The sequence below is a fragment of the Kibdelosporangium persicum genome (genome assembly GCF_013280595.1).
GTDB classification, from domain to species: Bacteria; Actinomycetota; Actinomycetes; order Mycobacteriales; family Pseudonocardiaceae; genus Kibdelosporangium; species Kibdelosporangium persicum.
The window spans coordinates 267,657-282,586 of sequence record NZ_JAAATY010000009.1 but is presented as its reverse complement, the minus strand read 5'-3'; the positions used below and the strand labels follow the sequence as shown (position 1 = coordinate 282,586).

At 68.1% G+C, this 14,930-nt stretch carries 8 protein-coding genes and 2 tRNA genes; 5 read left to right on the top strand and 5 right to left on the bottom strand.

What is annotated here, in order from left to right:
* Nucleotides 1–82: 82 nt before the first annotated feature.
* From GC106_RS19005 to GC106_RS18995, 3 genes are all read right to left on the bottom strand, one after another.
* Complete coding sequence (locus GC106_RS19005) at nucleotides 83–1,951, bottom strand: glycosyltransferase (protein ID WP_173132201.1); 1,869 nt, start codon at nucleotides 1,949–1,951, stop codon at nucleotides 83–85.
* 15 nt (nucleotides 1,952–1,966) lie between these two features.
* Nucleotides 1,967–4,249: a YfhO family protein gene (locus GC106_RS49340; protein WP_173132199.1), complete on the bottom strand. Its 2,283-nt coding sequence runs from the start codon at nucleotides 4,247–4,249 to the stop codon at nucleotides 1,967–1,969.
* A gap of 206 nt (nucleotides 4,250–4,455) precedes the next feature.
* Nucleotides 4,456–5,268, bottom strand: coding sequence for a class I SAM-dependent methyltransferase (locus GC106_RS18995; protein ID WP_217280708.1), 813 nt, complete (start codon nucleotides 5,266–5,268; stop codon nucleotides 4,456–4,458).
* A gap of 492 nt (nucleotides 5,269–5,760) precedes the next feature.
* Between GC106_RS18995 and GC106_RS18990 the strand changes: the two genes are divergently transcribed.
* The 3 genes from GC106_RS18990 to GC106_RS18980 all read left to right on the top strand — a co-directional run bounded on the left by GC106_RS18990 (nucleotide 5,761) and on the right by GC106_RS18980 (nucleotide 7,374).
* Nucleotides 5,761–5,832: transfer RNA gene (locus tag GC106_RS18990), tRNA-Asn, on the top strand.
* A gap of 176 nt (nucleotides 5,833–6,008) precedes the next feature.
* On the top strand, nucleotides 6,009–6,938 hold the full coding sequence (locus GC106_RS18985; protein ID WP_173132194.1) for a M28 family metallopeptidase: 930 nt from the start codon (nucleotides 6,009–6,011) through the stop codon (nucleotides 6,936–6,938).
* Nucleotides 6,939–7,300: 362 nt separating this feature from the next.
* Nucleotides 7,301–7,374 (top strand) — tRNA-Arg (locus GC106_RS18980).
* 83 nt (nucleotides 7,375–7,457) lie between these two features.
* Here the strand turns inward: GC106_RS18980 and GC106_RS18975 are convergent.
* Together GC106_RS18975 and GC106_RS18970 are read right to left on the bottom strand one after the other, a co-directional pair.
* The gene (locus GC106_RS18975) at nucleotides 7,458–8,240 is read right to left on the bottom strand and encodes a HEAT repeat domain-containing protein (RefSeq protein ID WP_173132191.1); all 783 of its coding nucleotides are present in this window, start codon (nucleotides 8,238–8,240) and stop codon (nucleotides 7,458–7,460) included.
* 25 nt (nucleotides 8,241–8,265) lie between these two features.
* Nucleotides 8,266–12,315 (bottom strand): polymorphic toxin-type HINT domain-containing protein, encoded by a 4,050-nt coding sequence (locus tag GC106_RS18970; protein ID WP_173132188.1) that lies wholly within the window; start codon nucleotides 12,313–12,315, stop codon nucleotides 8,266–8,268.
* 482 nt (nucleotides 12,316–12,797) lie between these two features.
* On the opposite strand from GC106_RS18970, the gene GC106_RS18965 reads away from it, so the two are divergent.
* Both GC106_RS18965 and GC106_RS18960 read left to right on the top strand, forming a co-directional pair.
* A complete protein-coding gene (locus tag GC106_RS18965; protein ID WP_173132186.1) occupies nucleotides 12,798–13,322 on the top strand; it encodes a hypothetical protein in 525 nt (174 codons plus the stop codon).
* Nucleotides 13,323–13,339: 17 nt separating this feature from the next.
* Nucleotides 13,340–14,926, top strand: a complete 1,587-nt coding sequence (locus GC106_RS18960; RefSeq protein WP_173132183.1) for a tachylectin-related carbohydrate-binding protein — start codon at nucleotides 13,340–13,342, stop codon at nucleotides 14,924–14,926.
* Nucleotides 14,927–14,930 lie beyond the last annotated feature (4 nt).

Here is a 14,930-nt window from a genome sequence, read left to right as displayed (position 1 = left end):
CTGTGGGGTGCCCAGCCGCGACGGTTGTGAAACGACAGAAAGGCCGGAGTGACGAACCACTCCAGCCTTCCGCTGCCAGAAATCAGGACTTGAAGAGGCGGTCCCAGTTCTCCCGGGTGGTCAGCTCGCCCATGGCGCCACGCCACGCCTCACGGGCGTCGACGCCTTCCTTGGCCAGCCGCGCCAGCATCTTCGTGCCCCGCTTGGCCAGGTCGACGACGACCTCACGGTCGAACTGCCGCACGCGGAACGCGTCCTGCGCGGAGTCCGTGACGATCACCGACTTGAACAGCGAGACGTGCCACCACTTGGCGTCGCGGGCCATGATCTGCGCCGCGCCGCCGTTGCGGCCGGTCAGGATGTTCAGCACACGCTTGACCATCACGGCCTTGGGCAGCGACGGGTTGCCCGGGTCGTCGATGATCGGCAGCGTCGAAGCCCCCTCGACCTGCAGGTCGGCGGGCTGCTTGCGGTGGGTGTCCGGGTAGTCGTTGCGCAGCTTGCGGATATCGGCCGCCGCCGCCACACCGCCGTCGGTGAGCACCGACGGGCCGGTCAGGAAGTCCTCAAGGGCCTTCAGCAGGGTCGCCGCCATGCCGTACTGCATCGACACGAGGTACTCGGCCAGCTGCTTGGCCAGCACCTTCGCCGCGGTCTTGCCGTCGAAGCCGTCCCAGTGCAGCGCGGACGTGATCAGCGAGTTGCGCAGGCTGAAGTACCGGGCCCAGTCGTCCCAGTCCTTCCACGCGAAGTCCGCGTGCCACACGGCCGCGCCGGGCAGCGTGACGGTCGCGAAGCCGTGGCGGCCCGCACGGGTGCCGTACTCGATGTCGTCCCACTGGAAGAACAGCGGCAGCGGCAGGCCGCAGCGCTCGATCACCTCGGCCGGGATCAGGCAGGACCACCAGGCGTTGTAGCCGGCCGTCACCCTGCGGTGCGGCAGCTCCTTGGTCAGGTCCACGTTGTGCACCGCGCCGGCCACCGGCACACCCGGCTTGAGCAGCGCGAGGTCCGTGGTCTCGGCACCGATGTGCAGGCGGTTCGGGTGGTACAGGTACAGCATCTGGCCGCCGACGATGACCGGGTCGGTCGCGTTGTTGGCGAACGACGCCATACGCAGGACCGTCTCCGGCTCCAGCAGCACGTCGTCGTCCATCAGCAGGACGTTGGCGTGCTTGCCGCCGACGCCGCTGATCTCGAACATGCCGCGGGTGAAGCCGCCCGCGCCGCCCAGGTTCGGCTGACGCAGGTAGCGCAGCTTGCCCTGGAACAGCTCGACGACCTTGTCGAAGCCCTCACGGCTCTGCACGGTGTCGTTGCCCTGGTCGACCACGTAGACGTGCTCGAGCGTGGCCAGCAGCTCGGTGTCCTCGCCGAGCGCGCGCATGGTGTTCAGGCAGTCGTCGGCACGGTTGAACGTGCAGATGACCACCGAGGTCAACCGGTCCCGCAGCGGCTCGCCGACCACCCAGCGGACGTCCTCGATGGTCAGCTCCTCGGCCGTGGTCACGGCCTCGACCCAGATCGAGCCGCCGTCCATGAAGCGGTCGAGCGTGACCTTCAGCCGGACCTCCTGCTCGGCCGGGGTGGCGACCTCGGCGGTGGACAGGATCCGGGGCTCACCCTCGGCGTCCGACGCGTGGATCTCCAGCCTGCCCGAGCCGCGGACCCGGAACACCGCCTCCAGCTCACGAATCCGCGTCCAGCGCTGCAGGTAGCTCGCGGGCAGCCGGCCGAAGTACGTGTTCGTGGTCAGCCGGGCGTCCGGCTCGACGACCACGCGGTGGCGTTCCGGCCGGACAGCACCGTAGGTTCCGAGCGAGTACAGCTCGTTGGGCGCCTGCGGGCTGGGTGAGGCGAACAGGATTCGCTGAACCACGCCGCGGATGCTCGATTGGGAGCCGCCTGTCTTCTGGGGCTTGGCCACCTTCTGCTCCTGCTGGGTCGGCATGCGGTTTCCTGCTCCTCAGATTCTCTCGTCGTGTGGTCCCGCGGGCGTCAGGACCGGGGAGATCTCGGTGGTGGCATCGGCGACGCCACCGTCACTTCGGGGGTTCGGCTCCGCGTCGTTGCGGCGCCGGGTGCGGCGGACGGTCCGCCACCACCAGAACGTCTGGATCAGCACCACCAGGGTCGCCCCGGCCAGGAGGGTCACGCCGAGTCGCAGCCCTGGAGTCTCGTAGTCCAGCACGAGCGTGTGCTCACCGGCGGGCACGTCGATGGTGATCAGGCCGGCGTCCCCGTTGCGGACCTCGACCGTCTTGCCGTCGACTGTGGCGCTGTATCCGGGCCAGTCAAGGCGAGCGAATAGCAGCGTCCCGCCCCCGGCGGGCGCATTGAATTTGACCTGCTCGGTGGCGGGTTCGGAGATCGAGGAGACCACCGTGGTGCCACGTGAGGCCCAGGATACGCGGCCCGGGTATGCCAGCGGCGCGTCCCGTGTCCACACGGTGCGTCCGCTTTCACGCTCCGCGACGCTCCAGCCCTTCGGCGGCGGGTTGTTCACGACATCGGGGAACAGCGCGTCCTGCAGCACGAGCGTCTGCACACGCAGCGCGTCGATCAACGGGATGTCGGTGCCCTGAACGGTTCGAAACGCGTTGCGGTACGCGTCCGGGCACACCGAGCCCTTGTAGTCCATGCACAGCGCCGAGGTGAACTCGGTGAAGCCGATGCCGCTGTACCGGGTGATCGACTCGTGCCCGGTCAGCACGGACAGGTTGCCGAACATGACTTCGCCGTCGTCCTGCTCGCTGGTGCCCTTGACCAGGCCCTGCGACGCCAGTTGCAGGTAGGTGCCCTTGTAGTCGTCGGTGCCCGCCTTGACCCGGTTGACGTCGCTCGCCGGCACGATCGATGGGCCGACCGCGACGCCCGGGTACGGGATCCGGTTGGTCTGGTACGTGGCGATGCCGACCGTGCCGACCAGCAGCATCGCGCCCAACGCGTACCAGCCGCGCTTCTTGTACGCCCACAGTGCGGCGAAGAAGAAGAGCAGGACCAGCACGGTCGCCAGCGCGTGCATCCGCCAGAACTCCGGCCGGACCGCGAACGACAGGTACGCGCCGACCCCGACCAGGCCGACCGTGGCCAGCGCCCGGTTGCGGAAGTGGTCCTTGGCCAGGCCCTTGGACAGCACGACGGCCAGCAGCACGGCCATCGCCAGGTAGAGGTACTCGATCAGCCGGATCGGCCAGCGGAACAGCCACAGGTTCGACGGGCCGAAGCTCAGCATCGCGTAGATCGCGCCGACCACACCCAGGCTGACCAGCGAACGAGCCGGCTTGAGCAGCGTGCGCCAGCGCAGCCACGGCAGCAGCGGGATGGCGAACCAGACGAAGTACGTGGACGGCAGGTTCTCGCGGACCTGCCCGCCCCAGTTGGTGATCGCAGGCAGGTAGCTCGGTGCGCTCGACGAGACCAGGTCACCGACGCCGGGCACCAGGAACGTGTCGTTGGCGATCATCGCCAGCTCCTGGCGCGACGTCACCGGCATCGCCCCGAGCAGCGGGAAGAACACCAGCACGGCCACCGAGCCGACACAGGCGCCCATGATGGCCAGGTTCACGAAGGTCCGGACGTTCTTGCGGACCAGCAGCTCGACGCCGATGCCGAACATCACGATGATCAGGCCCAGCGCCGCGTACGGGTTGCCGATGGTCATCGCCATCGCGCCGATCAGGAACGGCAGCAGCGGGGACGACGCCCCGCGCGCGAACCGGTGGGCCGCCCACCAGAACCAGGTGACCCACACGAACGCGGCCAGACCGGCCGGCCAGCCGGAGGCCTCGTAGTACAAGGTGAAGCCGCTCAGCGGCACGGCGAACGCGAACACCGTCGACGACACGCGCGCGGCGCCGTACTCACGGGCCAGCAGGTACGTGCCCATCGACAGCAGCGACAGGTGCGCGATCATCACGAACGCCGCCGCCGCTGTCAGGCTGTTGAACTGCGCGACGATGATGTAGCAGACTACGAAGACCGGGTTCCAGGTGGACGCCGCGGCCTCGCCGATGTAGTTGCCGCCGTACCAGCCCGCCGAGTCGACCGTCGGCCAGATGCCCTTGAGCAGCTGCTCGCCGTAGTGGTACCAGTTCGGCACGAACGACTCGGGGTTGTCACCGATGTAGTAGAAGTACGGGTTCTGCAGGTACGGGATCAGGAAGACCAGCGCGCCGATCAGACCGATGGCGATGACCCACAGCCACTCCGGGACGGACCGTCCGGTGGCGTTCTCGTCCGGTCGCACGTCGGCGGCCGTACTCCCGTCAATCAACGGTCTGCCCTCTCGATCATTTTGCGCGCTCGGCTTGATCAGCAGCGATCAGTTCCCCCGGCTGCGAACAGGAGGAAAGTGTAGTTATGGGCCGGACGAGCCAGAACCCGGCCCCGGGGCCACAACGGGAACAGGCCGCGTCCCTCTCGCGGACGCGGCCTGTTCACCATCGGTTCAGGTCAGTGTCGGCCCGGTTTGGTCACCTTCGCGATGACCTGCTCGTTGTTCCACGTGTAGCCCTCGTACGTGAACTGGACGCCGGTGCGCTCCACGTACTCCATCCACGCCTTGTACTCGTGGTTCTGCCAGCCGGGGAAATTGAAGAACTCGTCGAACAGGATCACGCTGCCCTCGCGCAACCGCGGGCCGACCAGGTCGAGAACGGTCTTCGCGGAGCTGTAGAGGTCGCCGTCGACGTGCAGGAAATCCACCACGCCGGGGTGCTCGTCGAGGAAGCCGGGCAGGGTGTCGTCGAACCAGCCGACGACCAGTTCGGCGCCGGGCACGTCCGGCAGTCCCTCGACGGTGAAGTGCCCGGCGGGGAACCCGCTGCGCCAGTCCTCCGGCAGTCCTTCGAAGGAGTCGAAGCCGTAGACGCCCTCGCCGTCGCGGTCGGTGGCGATGATCTTGAGCGTGGTGCCCTGCCACACACCGAACTCCAGCGCCAGGCCGCCGCGCGGGGCCAGCGAGAGCGCGTGCTCGAGGGTGGCGTGCGCGTGCGGGAACGCCTGCTTGGTCGGCATGTGTTCGTGCACGAACCGCGCGCTTTCCTGCGCGGCCTCATGGTCGGCCGCGAACGGGATGTCGCGGCGGTGCCGGATCTCGAACTCCAGCACCCGGTCCCTGGTCCGGTCCCCTTGGTGCACGATTTCCTTGTGCAGCTGTTCGCGCAGCTCAGTGACCTGCCGCTCCAGGCGGGCGATGTGCTCGGCCTGCTCATGGTGGTAGCGGCTGACAACCTGGTCGACGATGCGGACGGCCTTGTCCCGCATCGCACGCCTCACGGTCTCCAGGTTGAACAGGTCATTGACTCTTTTCGGCACCCTGGGCTGCTCCTTTCCCGGCCCCCCATGACGGATACGCATAGTAAGGCGTCCGGTGTGTGCCGTGAACCACGGATGAACCAGATTGTCGGATGGGCGTACCGGAAAGCGGTGAACCCGCAGGTGACGGCCAGGTGGGGGCCAATCGGGTGAACACCGCGCGCCGACGTCGGCGGACTGACTTGTCCACAGGGGACGCGCGTCGCGGCCATCCACACCGCCGAGGGCCTCGGCCTGCGGATGCGAGGGGGGTTATCCACAGGCCAGGCCACTCATCCACAGGGTTGTCCACAGGTGGAAACCCTGTTGACCGGCATGCGACGCTTTACCCATGACAAAGCGCAATCGCATGCACTGTGGTGGTTCCCCGCCATGACGGTTTGAAACGTCATGGAGACCGGGAGCCACCTGTCGCGTGCGACGGGTGGCTTTTTCATTTCCTCCCGCGTGGTGTCAGCGGCAGCACAACCGACTGTTAATCGGTAAGGCCAGGTTCGAATCCTGGCGCGGGAGCGGTGTTCCGACAGCGCGCACGGTCCGGCGACCGCCCGGGGCTCATATTCCTGGGTTGCCTGGTTCGACCCCAGGGTGCGCGACCAACTTCCGGCGGGTACCGCCGTGACCCATGCGTGCCCCTGAATAGGACGTGCCGTCCATCCCCCTGCAAACGGCACATTCAGGAGGAACCCATGAAGCTCCTCGCATCGATGCTCCTTGTCCTCGGAGCGACCGTCGGGACCGTCACCCCGGCGAACGCGGTCGCGGCGGCACCGGACATCCCGGTGGCCAACGTCCAGGCGCATTTGGCTGAGCTGCAACGAATCGCGACCGCCAACGGCGGCAACCGGGCACACGGCCGTCCCGGCTACCGGGCGTCGCTGGACTTCGTCAAGTCCAAATTGGACGCCGCCGGGTACCAGACCCGGATCCACCAGTTCACCGCGAGCGGCGCGACCGGCTACAACCTGATCGCGGAGTGGCCGTACGGCGACGCGAACAACGTCGTCATGGCGGGTGGCCACCTCGACAGCGTGAGCCGTGGCCCCGGCATCAACGACAACGGCTCCGGTTCGGCCGGGCTGCTGGAGACGGCGTTGACCGTGTCGCGGCAGAACCTCAGGCCCACCAACCGTTTGCGCTTCGGCTGGTGGGGTGCGGAGGAACTCGGCCTGCTCGGCTCGACCGCGTACGTCAACAGCCTGACCGCGGCGCAGCGCGGCGTCATCAAGGCCTACGTGAACTTCGACATGATCGGCTCGCCGAACCCCGCGTACTTCGTCTACTCGGCCTCCGGCCAGCCGTCCGGCTCCCAGGCGATCGAAGACCTGCTGGAGCGAGGTTTCGCGGCCAAGGGCGTGCCGACCGAGCTGACCAGTGTCGGCGGCCGCTCCGACCACGCCGCCTTCGCCCGCGCGGGCATCCCCGTCGGCGGCACGTTCAGCGGCGCCGAGGTCCGCAAGACCGCGGCACAGGCCCAGAAGTGGGGCGGCACCTCGGGTGTCGCGTTCGACCGCTGCTACCACCAGGCCTGCGACACCACCAGCAACATCAACGCCACGTCACTCGACCGGCACAGCGACGTCATCGCGTACGCGCTGTGGTCCTTGATCGGGGCGTGAACCACTCACCCGGGGCCCGCCGTTGACCTCTCAGCGGCGGGCCGCCAGCCACTACCGAGCCTTGTCGCAGCCCCGAGCTGCAACCGTGGCCCGGCGCCCACCGGGCGGCGCCTCCTTCACCCGCGTCACGTTGACGTATCCGCTGCAAGGTTTCCGCCGGTCGAATAATCGTTGGACCGGCAACCCGGAATGCGTCATAGTCATTCCTGTCAACACCGGAAGGGGGAAGTGAAATGAACTGGTCCGACGACCGAGACATGTGCTTCCGTGCAGGTCAGGATGGCTCTCGCTGCTGAAGAATTGAGTCAGCGCGCGAGAGCCGCCGATCGGGAATCCGATTCGGCGGCTCTTTTCTGTGAAATGTCCTCGTAGCTCAGCCGGAGAGAGCGCGGCGCTACGAACGCCGAGGCCCGGGGTTCGAATCCTCGCGAGGACGCCGCCCGGCACGGCGGGTGAGTGTGGAGCAACATGTGGGGTGCTGGTGGGACGGGTCCGTGCGCCCGTCCCACACAACTGTGCTCAGTCGAGTCGCTTCAGTGCCTTCTTCGCCTGAGTCCGTACGTTCCAGTCCTCGCTGTCCAACGCCCGCTCCAAGTGCGGCTTCGCGGGCGCGTACTTGATCCGCCCCAGCGCCTGGATGGCGAACGGCGCCACAGCCGAATCGTCCATCAGGCTGAGCAGCACTTCCGGAACACGCTCGTCTTTGGTCTTGGGCAGTTTCTGCACGATCCCGGACCGTGCTTCCCCGTGGCCGCGGTCCAGTGCCAAGGCGATGTACTCGTCCGCCACCGAAGGATCGGCGAAGTCGCCGAGCGAGATGCCGAGACTCGCCCTGAGGTTGTCCAAAGTGAACGGAGAGCCCGCCGGTGGCCGCGTGAACAGCCGCAACAGCACCGGTCTTGCCTGTTTCTTGGCGAAGCCGGGCGACACCGCGTGCAGGATGTCGTGCGCCAGTGGGGGATAGTCCACTTTGGTGATCCAGTCGAGCAACACCGGTACCGCGGCGCGGTAGTCGATGGGCTTCGAGCCGATCGGCGGCCCGAAGTTCAGCCGTAACTGGTAGAGGTCCTGGACCGCCAGCACCGGCAACCCGATCGCCGCCAGATCGCGCAGCACACCGGCCGCGGCCCGCATGTAGTCGCGCTGTGCGCCCGGAACGCCTGGCTCGTCGAACTCGTTCAGCACGCGTTCGACGACTTCCTCGTGGGACAGGCCGGTCCAGGACCCGCCCTTGCGGGGGCGGGTCCTGGACTTCTCCTCGTAGTACCGCCGAATCCGCTCGGCTTGCTGCTCGGAGGTCACGCTGGAGATGGCACGCACTCCTCGGTCACGGGATCAGCCTGGACAGGATGATCCTCCCGGCGTCCACTTCCCGCTGCAACGGCTTGGACAGCTTCGTGCCGTTGCCGACCCGCACGACCAGCCGGAACATGTACGGCGGGGTCTGTGCCTTGGCCAGATCGACGTAGTCGCGCAGCTGCCGGGTGTACCGCTGGTAGCGGACGTTCTTGACCTCGCTGATCCGGTGCATCGTCGAGTTGAACTCGTCCGGGATCCGGTTGCGGCCGTTGACCAGGAACTTCGTCGTGTTCTTGACGATGTTCGCGGCTTCCTCACCGGCCTGGCCGATCGCGCAGATCTTCGCGCCACCGGAGTTGTGCACGAGAAGCGCACTGTCTCCGGCAAGGACGTAGTACGTGTGGATGCCGTCGACGGTCAGGTTGTAGACATCGCGGACGTCGGTCCACGGATGCGTAGCCGTGACGGTGACGTACTGCCCGTCGGGCAACCGCAACCGGTCGTTCGGCTTGACCTCCTTGGCGTGCTTCCACTCGCCCGGATCGGCCACCCAGAACGGGTGCTCGTCGGTCGCCCGCACCTGGCCACCCGCCACCGAGATGGTCACCAGTTTCTTCGTCCCACCGCCGGTGATCAGATCGACGACCGGGCGGCCCTCGGTCACCCCGGTGTGCGGATCGGTCGCCAGCACCCGGTCGCCGAGCCGGATCTCGCTGATCGGCTTGCGGCTCCCGTCGGCCAGCAACACCGGCGTCTCGGCGGTGAAACTGTTGGGCGCGCACGGGAACTTGATCCGCTCGAAGACGTCCTGGATGACCGCCCGCAACCGGTCGACAGTGCCCCGCGCGGCCTGCACGGCACGCCGGAACGGGCCGATGCCCCGGACGATCTTGAAGATCGCCGAGCCGATCTCCGGCAGCTTGACCGCCGCCTTGATCAGCTTGAACGGGCCGAGCGCGTTGATCAGCGTCCAGATGCAGGCGCCGATGTCGCCCTCGGTGAAGCACTTCTTGGCGTCGGTCCAGCCGACCAGGTCGAGGAACACCTGGCCGCCCTGGTCGATGACGAAGTCCATGATGTCCTTGCCCTGCTCGCGCAGGGCAGTGCGGTAGTTGGCGAGCTCCTCCTCGCCTTCCGCGTCCCGCAGCACATCCTCGTCGCTGCGCAGCGGTTCTTCGTCGTAGTCGGGATCGTCACCGGGTGGCGGTGGCCCGCCGCCCGACGACAGGTCCTGGTTGCGTTGGTCGTCCTGCTGCCGTTTCTGCTCCTGCTCCTGGCGCTGGAGTTCGGCGGCGCGACGGGCCGCGGCCGCCGCCTCAGCCGCCGCCTGGGCGGCGCTTTTGCCTGCTTCGATCGCGGCCGCACGAGCCTGTTCGGCCGCGGCGTAGGCGGCATCGGCGTACGAGCGTGCCTTCTCGGCTGACGCCTGGGCCTGTGCCGAGGACTTGGCCGCGGCCTGGGCTGATTGCTGTGCCGCGGCCGCGGCTTCCCGCGCGAGTCTGGCCGACTGCGCGGCCTGGTCGGCGGATCGCTGTGCTTCGGTCGCCGACTCCCTCGCGTCCGTGGCGTACTGGGCGGCGGCTTGGGCGCTTTGCTCCGCGGCCAGCGCCCACGCGGCGGCCTCCTGTGCCGCGCCACGGGCGATCGCGGCGGCCTCGAGTGCCTTCGCCGCACTGATCTTGGCCTCCGCGGCGGACATCGCCGCGCCGGCCAGGTAGGTGTCGATGTTGGCCACGTGCGACGCGGTGTCGGCGTCCCGTTGCCTGGCGGTGTGCACCTTGGTCTGCAGGAAGTCCCGCAGGTAGGAGGGCGGGCCGGACAGCGCTGCCTGGGCGACCGCCTTGACCTCGGGACCACCCGCGCTGAGCATCTGCGCGACCGTGACGCGGTCGTCCTCTTCCTGTGCGACGTCGTAACCCGTCTTCAGGAAGTCGCGCAACGCCTGGACGCCACCGTCGTTCAGCGCGGCGTTCGCCGCCGCCTTCACCCGTGGCCCGGCGCCGTTCATCAGCTGGGCGATCTTGATCCGGTACTCGTCCGCCCTGACCTCGTGCTGGCCGATGTCGAGGAACTGCTTGACCTGCGACCACGTCCCGTTCAGCGCTGTGAGCGCGGCCTGCCGCATCGCGGGCGACGTGGTGGAGTCCACGATGTAGCTGACGCTGGCCCGGTCGTCGGACTCGGTGGCGTTGTCCAGTCCGATGTGGACGAACTCTTTGACGTCCGCCTCGGTGCCGGCGAGCGCGTCCTCCGCGGACGCCTTGAGCCATGCCCCACCGGTGAACACCAGTCGTGCGGCCACCTTGCGGCCGTTGGTGATCACGACATCGGGCGGGGTCGCCGGGTTGCGTGCCTCGGCGAGCAGCCTGGCGGTCTCGGCCTCCAGTTTGGCTTGTTCGCCTGCCTCCCAGTCCTGTCTTGCCTTGCGTGCCTCTTCGGCCTGCAGTGCGACTTCGGCGTCGGTGATCGCCTGTGCCTGCTGGGCGGCAAGCCGTTCGGTGTCGGTCTTGCGTGCGATCAGGCTGATCCGGCCGGCTTGGTCGGACGCACGACCCGCCTGGTCGGACGCCTCTTTCGCCCGTTGCGCGTGCTGTGCCGCGATATCGGCCTGCCCAGCCGCTTCACCGGCGTGGATGTACGCGTATTCGGCTTGGGTCGCGGCGTTGTCGGCGTGTGTGGCCGCTTGGTTGGCGTGGTCACGGGCCTCGTTCGCGGCGGCCGCCGCCTCGTTGGCGATGGCCTGGACCACGTTGGCCGCCCGAGTCGCCTCGTCCGCGGCGCGCTTGGCGTGGGCGGCGGCACGTTCCGCTTCTTCCGCCTTGGCACCGGCCTCCTTGGCGTACCCGCCTGCCTGCTTGGCGGCGTTCGACGCGGCGATGGCCTCCTGCCCGGCCCGTGCCGCGGCCACCGCGGCCTGACCGGCGGCGACGGCTGCTTGGCCGGCCGCTTGTGCTGCCTGAGCGGCCAGCCGCGCGCCGTCGGCAACCGCCCTGGCTTCGGCCGCGGCTTGCCTGGCCTGTTCGGCTTTGCTCTTCTCGGCATGGGCCGCCTGGGCCGCCTTGTTGGCCCGCGAAGCGGCTTCACCGGCCAACGAGGCCGCGGTCGCCGCCTGGCTTGCCGCGTTGGCGGCGATCCGGGCGGCTTCGTTGGCCACGACCGCGGCGGTGAGCGCGGTCTGTGCCGCCTGGGCGGCACGTTTCGCGGCGTCCGCGGCTCGGCTCGCGGCGGCGGCCGCCTTCGTGGCGGAGTCCTTCGCCGCCTTGGTCTCGTCGGCGGCCTGGGCCGCGGCCGCCTTGGCCAGCTGGGCGGCGTGCACCGCGCGGTCGGCGGCGTCCTTGGCGGACTGGGTTTCCGCCGCGGCCTTGGCGCCCGCGTTCTTGGCCAAGTCGGCCAGTTGCTTGACCGAGATCGTCTCCTGGTCCCGTGCGGCCGCGGCCTGGTAGCCCAGCCGGAGGAACTCACGGACGTCCTCGATGGTCCCGTCCAGTGCACGCTGTGCGGCCTTACGAACCTCAGGGCCGCCTGTGGACAGCAACTGGGCCGTGTGGATGGTGTCGTCGTCGTCCTGGGCGCGCTGCTGCCCGGACTGCAGGAAGACAAGCAGGTCGTCGGGTGTGCCGTCCAGTGCGCGCTGGGCAGCGGTTTTTACCGTCGGCCCACCTGCGGCCATGGCCTGGGTGACCTGGATCCGCAGGTCCTCCTCCCACGGCTGTTTCCAGCCTGTGTCAAGGAAAGCCCGCATGTCGGCGACAGTGCCGTCGAGTGCGCGCTGCGCGGCTTGACGCACCACGCGCCCGCCCGCGCTCAGCACAAGGGTGACTTGGACACGCAGGTCGCGTTCGCTCGCGACCTGTTGGCCGGTCAGCAGGAACTGCCGGACGTCGGCTTCGGTGCCCAGCAGGGCGGCCTCGGCCGCCTTGGCGATGTCGGGACCGCCGGATCTCAGCAGGTTGACGACCTGACGACGGTCGCTGACCGGATTGTCCGGCGCGGCGGCGACCACCGGCAGATCGGTCACCAGCCCGGCGGTCAACGCCGTGGCCAGCAGAGTGGATAAGACAGTGCGGAATCTCGCCATGGTGAATGAACCCCCAGATCCCGGAACGTTTCGAAAAGGCGAGTGCTGTTCAGGGTTGCCGGCGGGCCATGGCGAAGATCGGCCCGCTTCGTCTGCGGACGGTACACCGTTACCGGTTGGCGTGACAGCCCGAAAATACCTTTCGGTCCAACTGGCCTAATAAGCCTTCGTCGCGGCTTGAATGCTGCGAACGGCGGTACCTCGGCCTGATTGATCGTCGCTACGTTCGATTCGTCATGTCACTCTGGGGGGCCATAAAGGCCTGGTGACAAGGGGGTGTGCAAGAACGTGCACTGCTATGGGAGGCCGGCGGAGCGCTAGTCCGGCCGGTTCGTGACCCACCCGTGCCCGGTTGCCGGGCAGGTGAGTCGGCGCGCGTTTTTCCGGTGTGTCCATTATTGCCGGACCTGCCGGTGAACAGTGCTGCCCTTTTTGCGAATACGCGAACGCGAATTAATTGTGGAATCAGGAAGGGAGCGCGTATGCGCGTCCATCGTCGACCATTGGCCACCGTGGTGACCGCGGCCGCCGTGGTCGCGGTGACTTTCGCCGCGCCCGTCGGCAGTGCCGCGCCCGCGGCCAAGCCGGCCGCGGCGCCCGCGGACACGCCGACGAGCACAGTGGAGGACACGTCATATCCGGGTGCGGCGCAGATCCTGGCCGAACGCGGCATCAAGCTGATCGGCGGTGACGGCACGATCCAGCTGGCCACCTGCGGGCCGAGCGGGCTGATCGAACTGCGCAGCACCGAGAAGGGCCGGGTCTGCTTCAAGGCCGAGCCCGCCTACTGGGGCGGCCGGTACCGGATCACCGGCTACATCGCGCTGGAGATCCCGAGCGTCTACCTGATCAAGGGAGACGAGAAGGACGTCGAAGCCACGCTCACGGTGAACAACCAGACCAAGGTCTACCCGATCGACAAGAACGCGTGGACGCCGGTCGGTGAGGGCGCGGGGCCCGGCAACCCGCCGGAGACCCTGCTGGAGATCAGGGCCAGCGCGCCATGACAGGGAGAACTCTCGCGATGAACAGCGTCTCGCGCCGTGTGCTGACGGCGATCCTGGTCGGTGGCACGGCGATGACGCTGACGGCCGTGCCCGCGTCGGCCGTCAGCGGTGGCACACCGGTCACCGGCGAGGACAGCCCGGCCGCCGCGGTCGTCCGGATCACCATCGACAAACCCGACACCTACCACCGCAAGCAGGCCGACTGCACCGGTGTGGTGATCTCGGAGTACTGGCTGATCTCCGCCGCCAGCTGCTTCGCGGACAACCCGGCCCAGTGGCAGAACCTGCCCGCCGGTCCGTTCGACCGCGACAACATCATCAGCGACGCGGCGTACATGGGACCGACGCCGGAGCCGCGGGCACAGAGCACCTACGACCATGTCGTGGAACTCGTCCCGCGCCGGGATCGTGATCTCGTGCTGGCCCGGACCGCGTACTCGATGTACCACGTGGCGAAGCTCGCCACCACGCCACCCGTGGCGGGCCAGTCGCTCAAGCTCGTCGGAACCGGCCGGACCGGCGGCGAGTGGATTCCTGGCCAGGCACACATGACCGACGCCACGGTCAGTGCCGTCAACACGCCGAACCTGACGCTCACCGGCAGCGGGAGCACGTGCCGCGGTGACGCGGGCGGCCCGGCCTTCCGGGAGAACAACGGCACTCTCGAAGTGGTCGCCATCCACGGACCGTCGTTCCAGCGTGGCTGCCTCGGTGTCACCGAGACCCGCTCGGAGATGACGGAGGCACGGGTCGACGACATCTACGAATGGATCAGGCAGGAAGTCCCGGATCTGACCGTCGACTGCGAGGAAGAAAGCAGCCTGTACATCAACCGTGGCGGAATCCTGTGGCGTGACCACATCTACGGCAACAGCGCGCGCAACGGCAGCTATGGGCACGTGACGGCCAACTCGGACGCGTACGGCCCGAACTGGCTCGGCGCGGTCTACGGCGGCCGTAACGGTCTGGTGTGGGAGGTCCACAAGAAGGTCAACGCGTCAGATCCGTTCGCGGACGGTGACGTACGTCTGTGGCGGCGCAACGGCGAAGTCCTTACCGGCGGCGAGAGGGTCGGCACTGGCTGGACTCGTCAGCTGCAGTTCCCGACGAGGATGACGGTCGACTCGGAAGGCCGGATCTACACGGTCAACGCCACCGGTGAACTGCGTTCCTACCTGTGGAACGACACGACGAAGACGTGGGTGAACGCCGCTGGTGACGTGATCGACACCGGGTGGCAGAGCTACACGTCGATCACGGCGGCGGGCGACGGCGTGCTGTACGCCCGGACCTCCAGCGGCCAGATGTTCCGCTTCAAGTACAACCACACCACGAAGCAGTGGACCCAGCGCAACAAGGACGCGGGTTCCGGCTGGAACGCCTACACCAGCATCTTCTCGCCCGGCGCCGACATCCTGTACGGCCTGGGCAGCAAGGAGGGCACCAGCCCGGCGCTGCGCTGGCACCGGTACTACCCGGAGTCCGACCGCTGGGCGCCGAGGGACGACGACGGCCTCGGCAAGGTCATCGAGACCGGAACCGACTGGACCACCACGTATCGCGGCACCGCCGATCCCGGCGCCTGCCGGCTGAACCGGCCCTGACACA

What these genes read in the sequence shown, in the direction of transcription:
- GC106_RS19005 (WP_173132201.1), bottom strand. Translation starts at nt 1,951, where the DNA reads ATGCCGACCCAGCAGGAGCAGAAGGTGGCCAAGCCCCAGAAGACAGGC.
- GC106_RS18995 (WP_217280708.1), bottom strand. Translation starts at nt 5,268, where the DNA reads ATGCGGGACAAGGCCGTCCGCATCGTCGACCAGGTTGTCAGCCGCTAC.
- GC106_RS18985 (WP_173132194.1), top strand. Translation starts at nt 6,009, where the DNA reads ATGAAGCTCCTCGCATCGATGCTCCTTGTCCTCGGAGCGACCGTCGGG.
- GC106_RS18970 (WP_173132188.1), bottom strand. Translation starts at nt 12,315, where the DNA reads ATGGCGAGATTCCGCACTGTCTTATCCACTCTGCTGGCCACGGCGTTG.
- GC106_RS18965 (WP_173132186.1), top strand. Translation starts at nt 12,798, where the DNA reads ATGCGCGTCCATCGTCGACCATTGGCCACCGTGGTGACCGCGGCCGCC.
- GC106_RS18960 (WP_173132183.1), top strand. Translation starts at nt 13,340, where the DNA reads ATGAACAGCGTCTCGCGCCGTGTGCTGACGGCGATCCTGGTCGGTGGC.